The 13,045-nt window shown below is 47.6% G+C and carries 11 protein-coding genes; 1 reads left to right on the top strand and 10 read right to left on the bottom strand.

The features are described 5' to 3' along the window. Positions 1-49 precede the first annotated feature (49 nt). The 4 genes from helD to ACXAD6_RS03985 all read right to left on the bottom strand — a co-directional run bounded on the left by helD (position 50) and on the right by ACXAD6_RS03985 (position 4,477). A complete protein-coding gene (gene helD, locus ACXAD6_RS04000) occupies positions 50-2,299 on the bottom strand; it encodes an RNA polymerase recycling motor HelD (protein WP_474967734.1) in 2,250 nt (749 codons plus the stop codon). Between the two features lie 177 nt (positions 2,300-2,476). After that, positions 2,477-2,827 (bottom strand): hypothetical protein, encoded by a 351-nt coding sequence (locus ACXAD6_RS03995; protein ID WP_474967733.1) that lies wholly within the window; start codon positions 2,825-2,827, stop codon positions 2,477-2,479. A gap of 5 nt (positions 2,828-2,832) precedes the next feature. Further along, positions 2,833-3,252 (bottom strand): ATP-binding protein, encoded by a 420-nt coding sequence (locus ACXAD6_RS03990; RefSeq protein ID WP_474967732.1) that lies wholly within the window; start codon positions 3,250-3,252, stop codon positions 2,833-2,835. A gap of 154 nt (positions 3,253-3,406) precedes the next feature. Then, the gene (locus ACXAD6_RS03985; RefSeq protein ID WP_474967731.1) at positions 3,407-4,477 is read right to left on the bottom strand and encodes an undecaprenyldiphospho-muramoylpentapeptide beta-N-acetylglucosaminyltransferase; all 1,071 of its coding nucleotides are present in this window, start codon (positions 4,475-4,477) and stop codon (positions 3,407-3,409) included. Between the two features lie 101 nt (positions 4,478-4,578). Here ACXAD6_RS03985 and ACXAD6_RS03980 point away from each other — a divergent pair, with 101 nt between their 5' ends. Next, positions 4,579-5,928 carry an MATE family efflux transporter gene (locus tag ACXAD6_RS03980; protein ID WP_474967730.1) on the top strand — a complete coding sequence of 450 codons (1,350 nt, stop codon included), beginning with the start codon at positions 4,579-4,581 and terminating at the stop codon, positions 5,926-5,928. 262 nt (positions 5,929-6,190) lie between these two features. Here ACXAD6_RS03980 and ACXAD6_RS03975 read toward each other — a convergent pair whose 3' ends face one another. The 6 genes from ACXAD6_RS03975 to ACXAD6_RS03950 form a co-directional block, all read right to left on the bottom strand. Continuing rightward, complete coding sequence (locus tag ACXAD6_RS03975; protein WP_474967729.1) at positions 6,191-7,624, bottom strand: aldehyde dehydrogenase family protein; 1,434 nt, start codon at positions 7,622-7,624, stop codon at positions 6,191-6,193. A gap of 111 nt (positions 7,625-7,735) precedes the next feature. After that, complete coding sequence (locus ACXAD6_RS03970; RefSeq protein WP_474967728.1) at positions 7,736-8,215, bottom strand: site-2 protease family protein; 480 nt, start codon at positions 8,213-8,215, stop codon at positions 7,736-7,738. A gap of 244 nt (positions 8,216-8,459) precedes the next feature. After that, complete coding sequence (locus ACXAD6_RS03965) at positions 8,460-9,647, bottom strand: NupC/NupG family nucleoside CNT transporter (protein ID WP_474967727.1); 1,188 nt, start codon at positions 9,645-9,647, stop codon at positions 8,460-8,462. 217 nt (positions 9,648-9,864) lie between these two features. Beyond that, positions 9,865-10,857 carry a FecCD family ABC transporter permease gene (locus ACXAD6_RS03960; RefSeq protein ID WP_474967726.1) on the bottom strand — a complete coding sequence of 331 codons (993 nt, stop codon included), beginning with the start codon at positions 10,855-10,857 and terminating at the stop codon, positions 9,865-9,867. Then, on the bottom strand, positions 10,854-11,858 hold the full coding sequence (locus ACXAD6_RS03955; RefSeq protein WP_474967725.1) for a FecCD family ABC transporter permease: 1,005 nt from the start codon (positions 11,856-11,858) through the stop codon (positions 10,854-10,856). The genes ACXAD6_RS03960 and ACXAD6_RS03955 overlap by 4 nt, the downstream gene beginning before the upstream one ends. A 64-nt stretch (positions 11,859-11,922) precedes the next feature. Continuing rightward, positions 11,923-12,879: an ABC transporter substrate-binding protein gene (locus tag ACXAD6_RS03950; RefSeq protein WP_474967724.1), complete on the bottom strand. Its 957-nt coding sequence runs from the start codon at positions 12,877-12,879 to the stop codon at positions 11,923-11,925. Between the last annotated feature and the right edge of the window lie 166 nt (positions 12,880-13,045).

Below are 13,045 nucleotides of genomic sequence, written 5' to 3'. Positions count from 1 at the left end.
GCAGACACCATCAGCTTTATGACTGGATGTACCCTGTATTGCCGGAAATCTAAACTTCTATGAAACGGTCCGGTTGAATGAGGTGAAGCAGAAAATCCTCTTTTTCTTCTCCAATCATCAGCAGCCTGTGAAGGGGACGGGTCATGGCTACGTACAGCATTTTCAAATCAAGCTCCGACTCCTTGAAAGGATCGCGGTCGTTATATAAAAGGACCACATCGAATTCAAGACCTTTAGCCATGTAGGCAGGTAAAACCATTCGTTCAGACAAGTTTTCCTCCCCCTCTCTCAAAAGCTGAAAAGCTATGCCATAGACTTCCAGTTTTCTCTGGACCTCCTCAGCTTCCTTCATCGTTTTTGTAATGATGGCAAAGCTGGACATCCCTTCTTCCACGAGACCGAGGCAGTAGGCATGGACTTTTTCCTCCCATCCATTTCTGAGAGGAAGAAACTGCGGAAGAGACCCGTGACGGACGACAGGCTCAGCCCGCGGCAGGGAAACCGGAAGATGAGTAAGAAGGTCGTTGGCAAGATCCATAATTTCAATGGTTGTCCGATAGGTTTTCTGCAAGGTTAAATAAGAAGCAGAAGGAAAGATGTCCTCGACCAGGGACTCCCAATTGTCTAGTCCCCTGTATTGATAAATGCCCTGGGCCAGATCTCCGACAATGGTAAACAGGTCCGTTTGACAAGCCCTGCGCAGGGCATAGATTTCAAAATAGCTGTAATCCTGTGCCTCATCGATCACCACTTTTTTAGCGCGGTCATCCGGAGGGGTGCCTATTAGAAATGTATAGAGATAAAGCAGAGCCGCGAGATCCTCCGAATAGATATATCCCTTTGCAAATGCCGAACGGGAACAACGGCGGACAGCTCTCCATTCTTCAGTATCCTCAGGGTGGACCCCCAGAAATACGTTCTCCTCAAACAGCCTTTCATATGTCCTCTCTATAGGAAAAGCCGGGTACTGCTTCATAAAGGAAGCGACAGCCGTCCGCGCGGCCTTTTTGATCTCCGCGAGACGCTCCTCTTTTCTTGTAATCAAGTAGCTGACACGGATTTTCCGTTTATCCGGATCCTTCATTCCGTACAAAGCCTTATCCAGTGCTTCATCGTATTTGGCAGCCACCTTCTCCAAAATCTGCTTTTTCTTACGCCGCAGTTCACTTTGGAGCACTCCTTTAATTTTTTTCACCCGTACCTCATAAGGGAAATAGCTGTATTCCTCAAAAAACAGACGGTTGATGGCTCGAGCTTTTTTTATCCGGAACTCCGACAGCATAAAATCCTGATTGATTTTGTACTGCTTTTTCAATGATTGGATGTAGGTGTCCATGATGATTTGGAATTCTTTCGATCCCTTCAACCGGGCGGCTGTGACCCCGTCCCACCCGATGGTACCTTCAACAGCCTGTGTGAGCACTTCATGCTGGGTAATGACCGGACGTTTGATCCCGGCCGTATGAACGGCATAATCCTGGAAAGTGGACTGCCTGGCGCGCTGCACCCCCAGTTCAGGAAGTACTTCTGTGATATACTGAATGAATAGACGGTTGGGAGCGAGAATCAGCATTTCGTCAGGTTTGAATATTTCTTTCATCGTATAAAGGAAGTAGGATATGCGGTGCAGAGCAATCGTCGTCTTTCCACTTCCCGCTGCCCCCTGGACGATGATCGGCTTTCGAAGATCCGCCCGGATAACACGGTTCTGCTCTTCCTGAATCGTCGAAACAATTTCGGATAAGCGCCCGCCGGCGTTTTGGGAAAGGGAGTCCTGCAGGAGATCGTCATTAGCCGTTACATCAATATCACGGTAGTCCATCAACTCTCCTTCTTCAATCTGGTACTGCCGCTTTAAAGAAACTTCTCCCTCATACCGCTCGCCCAATGCCTCATAGCTGACCTTTCCAAGCCGTCCTTCATAGTAGACGTTGGCCAGCGGACTCCGCCAGTCGAGGATAATAGGGAGCTGCGTTTCCCTGTCGAACAAGGAGACCTTCCCTATGTAAAACTGTTCTGTTTCGGGATTTTCTTTCCTATGAAAATCAATACGGGCAAAGTAAGGCTTCCGCCGCAGACTCTTCAAATTATCCAGCTGATCGCTGGACATCTTCATGAAATTGGCGTGGGAAAGCATTTCCTGATACCTCAGGCTGCTGTCCTGGAAGTCAAGGTTTTCCAGCGTATCCCCCTGCCGCTGCTTTAAAGAGGCACGACCGCTTTCCTGAACAGCAATCATCCGCTCCATATAAGCCTTCGTAAATTCCAGACGATCTTTTTCATACTGACATTCATTCAAACTGTATCTCCTCCCTTCCATCTGAATAGCTGCGAACAACAAATCTAAAAACAGAGAAAACCAACATATCACACCCTTTTTGGAAGCGCAACCAAATCTAATGTGAAGCTTCCAGCAGCATGAAAAAAGCTTGTAGAGAAAGTTCTCTACAAGCTCTGGATGCAGGCATCCTGTTGGTTATCTCTGCTTTTCGGGTGCGAGCTTAGGAAGCGGCCGCTCAAAAATCATATAAGACAGCAGCCGGAGGAAAAGGGGATACAAAGCAATGATTCCGATGATATCCCCGATGCCGCCCAGAAGATCGGTACCCAGGAGACCCACAGCCAGAATCAGCATGACAAGGATATTGACCGATCCCGTCAAACCATTCACCGGCTTCCAGACGCCCGCAACGGTCCGGGTGTCCTGTTCAAGTTTCTCAAAACATCGATAATGATAGGGACGCAGGCGGAACCAGCTGGATGCCGTCACCAGCTCATCCCGGTCCTTGATTTCTTTATAACAGTAGCGGCACATATTGGATTTCACGGTATCTACTCCTGAAGATAATTTTTCATCAGCAAACATTCGTTGCCTTTATCATTATACCTCAGACAGTCCATAACTCGAAGGATGAGCATAATGCCCCTGCCGTTTTCATCCAGATCCTCCACTTTCGGAAACCAATGCCTCACATCGCTCGACAATTGATAAGGCCGCCAGTCAAAACCTTCGCCCTGGTCGTAAACCCGGACGACGAGACGGTGCTTTAGAAAGTTCACCTTCAGCAGGATCGGGTAATCTCTGTTCTGCCCGTGTCCGTGCTCCCAGGCATTCCATACCGCCTCAGAAATACTGGCGTCGACGAGCAGTTGATCACTCCCGAAGTACTTGGCTAAATAGGGATGGTATTTTTTCCGGATCGTCTTTATTTCTCTTGGGTGTCTGATCTGCGCTTCAAGAGACGTCTTCATGATTCAACCTCTCCTCTGCTGAATGAGTAAAGAATGACTAATGCGGTGATTGGTCTACAATTACCTATTCCCTTTTATGTCGTCCTATAAAAGGTTTAAGTGGTTTTTTCATAAAAATGGAAGAAAAAACTTCTTTACTCGTTCATTTCAAGAATCACTTTTCAAACGTCTGAATGAGTCGTATAACCCTTTCTTTCGTCTGTTCACTCTTATAATCCTGCATACTTTCCAATATTTGTTGTTTATTCTGCATCAACATCTGAAGATCCGTCGTAAAACGGTCGCCGGTCATTTCTTCTTCCTCCAGCTTCATCGCATAGCCCTGCTTGACAAAGGAATCGGCATTCAGGATTTGATCACCCCGGCTGGCTTTTCGCGACAACGGAATAAGAAGCATCGGTTTTTTCAAGGCTAGAAATTCAAAGATGGCGTTGGACCCGGCCCTGGAAACGATAAAGTCCGTGGCCGCAAATAAATCCTTCAACTCGTCCTGGACATATTCAAACTGGGCATATCCCGGTCTTTTCAAGGAGTCATCCTTGTTTCCACGTCCACAAATATGAATGATCTGTACGTTCTGCAGCAGCTGATCGAGGTTGGAGCGGACCGCATCATTGATGACCTTGGAGCCCATGCTTCCTCCCATGACCATCACGACAGGCTTCTGTTTATGAAAGCTGCACATGGAAAGACCTTTGGATCGACTGCCCTGGAAAAGCTCTTCCCTGACAACGGCTCCAATAAATTCACCTTTATCTTCCGGAAGGTGCGTCATCGTTTCCGGGAATGTAGCCAGAATCTTTTTCGCAAACGGGAAAGAAAGCTTGTTCGCAAGACCCGGCGTGTAGTCGGATTCATGGATGAGCGTGGGAACGCCCTTTAATCTTGCAGCCATCACGACCGGAACCGAAACAAACCCGCCTTTTGAAAAGACAACGCCTGGTTTTCTCTTACGGATGATAGACAGTGCCTGCATCAGACCCTTGGCTACTTTAAAGGGATCCTTGAAATTCTCCTTCGACATATATCTCCGGAGCTTTCCTGTGGAGATGCCGTGGTAGGTCACCCCTTCCAGCGGTTCAATCAACTGCTTTTCAATTCCTTCATAGGAACCGATATAATCAACGGTATATCCCTGCTTTTGAAATTCCGGGATAAGAGCGAGGTTCACAATGACGTGACCTGCCGTTCCTCCGCCTGTAAATAAAATGCGCTTATCGTTCATGATTGGATTAACGTCCTTTCTAAGATCTTTCTTCTATGGATAAATGTGCTATAATCCTCATATTCCTCTAAATTGCATTGTAACAGAAAAGGGAGATCACCATGTATGAAACTCACACAATAAAAGAGAAAATCAAACTATTTCTAATCATTTTGTTTCCTATTTTAATTACCCAGCTCGGCATGTACGCCATGAACTTCTTTGACACCGTCATGTCCGGCAGAGCAGGACCAGATCAGCTCGCTGGTGTTGCGATCGGCTCAAGCATCTGGGTACCCGTATTCACAGGTCTGAACGGGATATTGATGGCGATTTCCCCGATTGTCGCTCAATTAAAAGGCGCCGGGAGGGAAAAAGAGATACCTTTTTCCGTCAAACAAGGGGTCTATCTAGCTGTCCTGCTGGCCGTAGTCGTAGCGGGGACCGGGTGGTTCCTGCTGGATCCCATCTTGTCCCTCATGAATATCGAACCTGAAGTTGCCCGCGTGGCCCGTTATTATTTAGTCGCCCTTGGAACAGGTATCGTGCCATTATTCGTCTTTAATATCCTTCGTTCCTTTGTCGATGCTCTCGGACTGACGAGACTTTCCATGATGGTCATTCTACTGACCCTCCCACTCAATCTCTTATTCAACTATATGTTGATATTTGGGAAATGGGGCGCTCCTGCTCTTGGAGGTGTAGGGGCGGGGGCCGCTTCGTCTCTGACGTACTGGGTGTCTTTACTTATCCTCGTCCTGATCATCCACCGGGTAAGACCATTGAGGCGCTATGAGATTTTCAAGGCATGGAAACGGCCATCGCTGCGTGAATGGAAAGATCAGCTGAAAATCGGTGTTCCCATCGGGTTCGCGATTTTCTTTGAAACGAGCATTTTTGCTGCGGTGACCTTCTTCATGACGGTATATGACACCAATACGATCGCTGCGCACCAGGCAGCGATCAACTTCGCTTCGTTTCTGTACATGGTACCGCTCAGCATTGCCTTCACTTTGACGATCGTCGTCGGATTTGAATCAGGGGCGGGACGTTACAAGGAAGCCCGCACCTATTCCTACCTTGGCATCGGACTCGCTGTATGTATGAGCGTCATTGCCGGCCTCATCCTATACGTATTCGATGACAGTGTAGCAAGGTTATACAGCTCTGATGAAGCTGTCGTGGAATTAACAAAAACCTTTATTATTTATGCGGTATTTTTCCAGCTGTCTGATGGATTCGGCGCCCCGCTTCAAGGCATCCTCCGTGGATATAAGGATGTGAATATTACATTGGTGATGGCCTTCGTTTCCTACTGGGGAATCGGGCTTCCGAGTGGATGGCTGCTGGCCAATTATACAGCTTTCGGCCCCTACGGCTACTGGCTGAGTCTGACCATCGGTTTAACAGCCGGAGCAGCAGCCCTGTTTATCCGGATGGTCCTGCTGCAGAGAAAACAGCTTCGTAAATAAATAGAGCCTCCTGTAAACGAACAGGAGGCTCAAGATATTGAAGGAATACTATACTCGTGCGAACCGTCACATCCAGCTTTTCGGTGGATGCTTCCCGTGACTTCCCTGAATGATGGGCAGCGAAGAAATTTTTTCTTTTTCACCAAGAATGATGTGAAAAATGGATTCTAATACAGCCATTCTAACTTAACGAAAAACGATTCCTTCAAATGATCCTTGTTTGACAAAAGTCGTGTAGAATCGCTTTTAATATTCAGGCGTCTTAGTATGATTTTAAGTTCATAACCACGAGACGTTCTTCTGTCATATCCTCCATCGCATACTTCGGACCTTCCTTGCCGGATCCGCTGTCCTTCACACCGCCATAAGGCATCAGATCCACGCGGTATTGAGAAGAATCATTAATCATGAATCCTCCAACCTCCACGTTTCTGGCCGCATAGAAAGCCGTGTCTACATTCTGGGTGAAGATTCCTCCCTGCAGACCATAGCTTGACGTGTTGACGTCTTCGATACAGGCTTTTATGTCAGAGAACGTTTGAATGGTGACTACTGGGGCGAAGATTTCTTCACAAACCACCTTCATATCGCCGGTCACGTTGGTAAGGATGGTCGGTTTCAGAAGAGCACCTTCGCGTTCCCCTCCATAAACCACTTCCGCTCCTGCTTCCTTCGCTTCCTGGATCCACTGACCGGCACGCTCGGCTTCATCCTCACTGATCATCGGACCTACGTCCGTTTCCGGATCATTCGGATCGCCGACCTTCAGAGATTCAATCGCCTGGATGAACTTGTCCTGAAAAGCGTCTTTCACATCATCGTGAACATAAATCCGCTGCACCGAGATGCACACCTGTCCGGCGAAGGCAAAGCTTTTAGCGGCAATATTTTCCGCTGCTGCCTCTACGTCCGCTTCTTTATCAACGATTACAGGCGAATTGTTACCAAGTTCGAGCACCAGTTTGTTCAATCCTGTGTTCTGCTTCAGCTTCAAGCCTACTTCTGCGCTTCCTGTAAACGTATAGAGGTTGATGCGGGAGTCCTGCATCATCTGATTACCGACCGTTGATCCCGAACCTACAACGACGTTGAGCAGCCCTTTCGGAAGTCCCGCCTGTTCAAACAAACCAGCCAGTTTCAGAGCGGAAATCGGCGTTTTACTCGCCGGTTTTAATACCACTGCATTCCCTGCGGCAATAGCAGGGGCAATTTTGTGAGCGACGAGGTTGATCGGAAAATTGAATGGACTGATGGCACCAACGACGCCGACTGGAACTTTAATCGTAAAGGCCATGCGGTTTTCCGATCCAGGTGCTGCTTCAACCGGGACCCCTTCCCCATGTATGCGTTTCGCTTCTTCAGCGGAAAGTTCAAACGTCTGGGTCGCACGATCGATTTCTGAGCGCGCCTGCTTCAACGGCTTTCCAGCTTCGTGGGTAATCGTCGCGGCTAAGTCTTCCTTATTTTCCTGCAGAAGTTCACTGACCCGCTTCAGCACTTGATAACGTTCGTAAGGGGAAAGCTGGTTATTCCGGTACGCAACGGATGCAGCCTCAACAGCTTGATCGACCTCTTTTTCAGAAGCTTTAGCCACATGTGCATAGGTTTCCTGTGTATATTTATTAAGGACTTCCTGTGTTTCACCGGTTTTGATCCATTCCCCATTTATGAACAGTTGATAGGTTTCCACGGTCATCTCTCCCTTATCTTAAATGTCTATACCTGTTTATTTCCTCAATAAAATATCCGTAAACGTCTCCTTGAAGAAACTGGAGGTTCTATGATGGGGCAGACATGACAGGTTCCGTTAATCAATCGGGTCTTTCGCCTTTCCATAACGGAGGACATCGTAAACGGCCATGCCATCACTCGGTTTACCATTATCATTGCGGTAAGGGAATAAAGAGAAAAATATGAAGTAGATGGAGAAATAAGCATACTGGTAAAAAAACAACGTGGAAGGCAGGACATCAATGGTGATGAAGTAATTGATGAGCAGAATAACCATCAAATTGAAACCACTGCCGGCCAGGTAGATGACGACATGCGCCCACGTTTTGTTGTAGGTCAGAGAGTCATACTGGCACCAGCCTTCCATGAAGTATTTCTTTTTCACTTCCAGAGGTCCAATGTGAAAGAGCGTCTCTCCTGTGCCGAGACAGAATTTTATCTTTCCCCCAAATAATCGTGCTGTCCATACGTGCCCGGCTTCATGAATAAGGGTAACCAGCGGCAGAATCAGAAAAAAGTTTACGAAAAACATCGGAAGATCACTGAGCGTAAACATGGATGCGTCCTTCCTTTCTATAGGGTTGAGTCATGTCCAATTAAAAAGACACAGCTCAACATAACACACAAACAAAAAATATCCTAATATAATTCAAATGCACTTTGTACGTTCTTTTACCTTAATAACAATATTCCCCTATAACACCCGATCCCATGATCGATTGATTCGTGAAACGACCGCCGGCGGTTTTAATGATAAAAAAAAGCCTGAATGGAAGCATCCATTCAGACTTTTTATACGATTACAAGAAAAGACCGGCAATTGTTGCAGAAAGCATAGATCCAAGCGTCGCCCCGATCAAAAGCTTCAAACCGAAGCCTGATACGCGGCCGCCTTTTTCCGGATCGATTCCCTGGACGGTACCAGCAATGATTCCGATGGAGGAGAAATTGGCGAAACTTGTAAGGAAGACCGTCACGATACCAGCGGTTTTCGCAGATACACCATCAAGCATAGATTGGAATTCAAGCATGGCTACGAATTCGTTGGTCACGATTTTCGTTCCCATAATCGCTCCGGCATCCAGAACCTCTGCTGCAGGAATACCCATCAACAGGCCGATTGGGGCAATGATATATCCAAGCAGCTGCTGCAATGTAAATCCGCTGAACAACGCCCCGAACATTGCGTTAACCAATTCAAGGGAGGCAATGAAGGCAATCAGCATAGCGGCAACGATCAAGGCGATTTTACCGCCGTCAAGGGCACCGTTACCCATAGCTTCGAAGAAACTCTTTGCATTGGAAACATCCTGGATGTCTACTTTATCTTCTTCCTTGGACACTCGGACAGGTGCAATCAAGGAAGCGACAATCAAAGCACTAAACATGTTTAACGGCAGTGCAACAAGGATATATTCATCTGGGAGCATATTCAGATAAGCTCCTACGATTGAAGCCGACACAGAACCCATCGCAGACGCACTGACAATATAAAGACGGTTGTCATTCAGATTGTGGAACTGTGATTTAATCGCAATCAACGCTTCAGACTGACCGAAGAAAATACTGTTGACCGCGTTGAATGATTCGACCTTCGGAAGACCGGTAATTTTGGAAAGTCCCCAGCCGAGATACTTAATAATAAACGGAAGTATCTTCAAATACGTAAGAACAGACAAAATAGTAGCGAAGAAAATAATAAGAAGCAGTACGTTAAAGAAGAACACGCCGCCTTCTCCAACCTCTACACCACCAAGCACAAAGTTCACACCTTCTGTACCAAAGGCGATAAGCTTGTTAAAGCCCCAGGAAATACCGGTGATGATCGCCTCACCGATTTTGGTATTGAACATGAACCACGTAATCAGCAGCTGAACAGCGAGCATGATTCCAATGCCCTTAAAATTGATGTTTTTGCGGTCATTGGACATTAGAAAAGCGATTCCAATAATGACGGCAACTGCAAGAATTCCTAATAGAATATCCATGAAAAGTCCTCCCCCTCTATTTTTGACAAAAAAGCTGAAATGAAAATGCTTACATCTAGTAATTCCACTATGGATTTTATCAGGTTGTCAGACGTCATGCAAGGTTTATTTGTATGAAATATAATACATTTCTGCTATTATTGTCGTTCTGTTGTGTAATATGTCGCATATTCTTAAAATTTATCCCTTCTATCAAAAAAAGTAAATAAACCATTTTTTAGGATTTTTGTATTTTTCTTAACAAAAATAGAAAATAAGGGGCTCCTATAACAGCTGTAAATATCCCGGCTGGGACCTCTGTAGGAGGAAACAATCCCCTCCCCAGACTGTCTGCCGTCACAAGAAGAAGGGCTCCCGTTAAGGCGGAGGCCGGAAGCAGATACACATGCCTGTTCCCAACCATCTGCCTGGCAATATGAGGAGCAATCAACCCGACAAAACCAAGGGTTCCGACTACAGCCACAGACGCCCCTGCCAGAACAACAGCCAGAGCAAGAAGAGACAGTCTCGCTTTTTGGACCGGTTCCCCCAACCCTTCAGCTACATCATCGCCTAAGTTCAGGACATCCAGCTTCCTGGACAACAGCCATGCAGCAGGCGCGCCGATCAGAATAAACGGAACGAGCATCTGGACGTCCGTCCAATCCTTCCCCCACACGCTGCCCGTAAGCCAGACGAGCGCTGCGTTCGTTTCCAAAGGGAATTTGATGGTAAGAAATTGAATGCCTGCCTGACACACCGCCCCGAGAGCAATCCCGATTAAAGCAAGGGTTGCCGGCTGGACACCCCGCCTGAAAGCAAATACATACAGACCAAGCATCACGAGGGCGGCTCCTGAAAATGCCGCGGCCGGAAGCGCCAGTACCGGCAGGCCCGGGTACAACAGAATTACAGCGGCAGCGGCCAGTCCTGCGCCTTTCGTAATTCCGATTACATCAGGCGAGGCAAGCGGATTTCTGATGACACCTTGAAGAATGGCCCCGGATAACCCGAGCCCTGTTCCGGCTAACAAGCCGACCACAATACGTGGGATACGGAAGTTTTCAATAATATAAGCCTGCCCTGCCGCATCTTCTCCAATGATATATTCAAAGATACCAGCCGGGCCGATAAATACGGCTCCTGCCCCTATGGATAGATACGTCACCCCTATCAATAGGAATAACAGCATCCCGAGCCATCTTTTTGGTGTTCGAATCAACGGCTTCATCCGTTACGACCTCCTCTGCCGGCGAGATATAAAAAGAACGGAGCACCTATGAGTGCGGTAACGATCCCCACCGGTGCCTCCCCTGGATAGGAAATAAATCGGGAGAGCACGTCTGCAGACGTCAGCAGTACGGCTCCATAAAGCGCAGATACAGGCAGCAGGATTCGGTAATCAGGACCAAGAAGTTTGCGGATAATATTCGGAATGATCAATCCAATAAATCCGATTGGACCAGCTACAGCTACGGATATACCTGCAAGGACAACGACCAGGAGAGCCGCTCCTCCCCGGATCCACCCGATTTTCTGCCCAAGCCCTTGAGCCACATCATCACCAAGACCGAGTGTCGTCAGCGGTTTGCCAAGTAGACCTGCCCCCGCTAAGCCGGCAGCGGCCCAGGGAAGAAGCAGGTTTACATCTGTCCACGTCCGTCCGTCAATCCCTCCGGCAAGCCAGAATAATACATCTTCTGTCGATGTTTCATGAAACAAAACAATGCCCTCAATCATGGATGAAAGCAGAAGGTGGATGGTAATGCCGGATAAAGCGAGCTTTACAGGAGTCATTCCTCCTCCTGTGGAAGCCATATAATACACAGCAGCGCCGCCGGCTGCCGCCCCTAAAAATGCGCCGTAAACAAGCGTCCCAGCTCCTAATCCCGGAAAAAGGACGACGCCAATCACGACCATCAGGGACGCCCCGGCGTTTACTCCGAAGACCTGCGGAGACGCCAGCGGATTATTAGTAATCGCCTGCATGATGGCTCCTGCAGCAGCGAGACACATCCCGATCACAATGCCCGTCACGGCACGCGGCAGACGGATGGTGTCTATGATGGAAGAGGCTTTACTGCCATCAGGGGAAAACAGGAGGCTCAATACCTCTGAAAATGAGATCGCATAAGCTCCAATACTTAAACTGGCCGTAAAACTGGCCAGCAGCAAAAAGATTCCCACTACGATGACCGTTCCTGTTTTAAAACGGTGTAAGGTTTGATTCACACAACATCCTCCTCTCTCCTGCATCCTTACATAAAAAAAGCGGAGGCATCCCTCCGCTTTTTACTTACTGACCCTCATAAAGATACTGAACGGCATCTTCTAAAATTTTCTCTGAAGAAATCAATCCACGGAAACGTGACCACATGTTGCGATCCACTTCATGGACTTCTCCATTTTTCACAGCGGATATATCCTGGTACAAGTCGCTGCCTTCCCATTCCGTAACAACCGTTTGATCTCCTGAGGACATATGGAACATGACGTCAGGGTCAAACTCTACAAGCTGTTCCAGGTTGATTTTGTTGTAGCGGTCATCGCCGCTTTGGATTGCATTCTTCAAACCGATCGACTCAAGGAGTGAACCGGTGTAGGACTCCATATTGTGAGCAAAGTAGCCGCTGTCCGCAACTACCGCCGGCAGAACAGTCCGGTCTTCGTCCTCAGGCACCTGGCTGCGCAGTTCCTCCATCTTTTCTTTATGGTCTGCCAGCACTTCTTCTCCTTTATCTTCCATACCCATAGCGGTCGATACTGTTTGGAAGCTGTCGATGATGCCATCGTAATCGGCGGCCAGTGAAGGAAGAATGATCGTTGGAGCAATCTCAGACAATTGATCGTAAATATCCTTATGCCGCTGCATGTCCGCAATGATCAAGTCCGGCTGAAGTGAACTGATCACTTCAAGAGAAGGCTGCTTCCGCGTACCGACAGACGTATAGTCATCGATTTTCCCGCGGATCGGTTCTATGATCCGCTCCTCATCATTATCGTCGGCAATTCCGACAGGTGATACACCGAGAGACGCCAGATTATCAACAAAAGAAAACTCCAGCGCAACGACTTTTTCAGGCTGACCGCTGATTTCCGTCTCTCCCATTTCATGTTCAATCACCCGTGTTTCCTGCCCACTGGAGTCTTCCCCATTTGAGCTTTCCTGCTGCTCTCCTTCATCCTCACTGCCACACGCGGCAAGCAGAAGTACAAGGAAGAGGAGCGCTATGTAACTCCAATATTTTTTCATAATAATCCTCCCACAAATGATAATCGTTATCATAAACTTATTCTATCATAATAAGAATACACCACCATGTAAAGGACAGGCATTGGAGAAGGCACACGGGCACCTCCTCCAATGCCTGCCCTATTTAGTAATGAACACCTGCGTCCAGGAATAGCCGTAACTTCCA

This window comes from Halobacillus sp. ABH2_015 (assembly GCF_056158945.1).
This window is presented reverse-complemented; position numbering and strand designations above follow the sequence as displayed.

Bases quoted from the DNA above. Each gene is read 5' to 3' on its own strand.
- ACXAD6_RS03950 (WP_474967724.1), bottom strand. From the start codon at position 12,879: ATGAAAAAATATTGGAGTTACATAGCGCTCCTCTTCCTTGTACTTCTG.
- ACXAD6_RS03985 (WP_474967731.1), bottom strand. From the start codon at position 4,477: ATGAACGATAAGCGCATTTTATTTACAGGCGGAGGAACGGCAGGTCAC.
- ACXAD6_RS03980 (WP_474967730.1), top strand. From the start codon at position 4,579: ATGTATGAAACTCACACAATAAAAGAGAAAATCAAACTATTTCTAATC.
- ACXAD6_RS03965 (WP_474967727.1), bottom strand. From the start codon at position 9,647: ATGGATATTCTATTAGGAATTCTTGCAGTTGCCGTCATTATTGGAATC.
- ACXAD6_RS03960 (WP_474967726.1), bottom strand. From the start codon at position 10,857: ATGAAGCCGTTGATTCGAACACCAAAAAGATGGCTCGGGATGCTGTTA.
- ACXAD6_RS03970 (WP_474967728.1), bottom strand. From the start codon at position 8,215: ATGTTTACGCTCAGTGATCTTCCGATGTTTTTCGTAAACTTTTTTCTG.
- ACXAD6_RS03990 (WP_474967732.1), bottom strand. From the start codon at position 3,252: ATGAAGACGTCTCTTGAAGCGCAGATCAGACACCCAAGAGAAATAAAG.
- ACXAD6_RS03975 (WP_474967729.1), bottom strand. From the start codon at position 7,624: ATGACCGTGGAAACCTATCAACTGTTCATAAATGGGGAATGGATCAAA.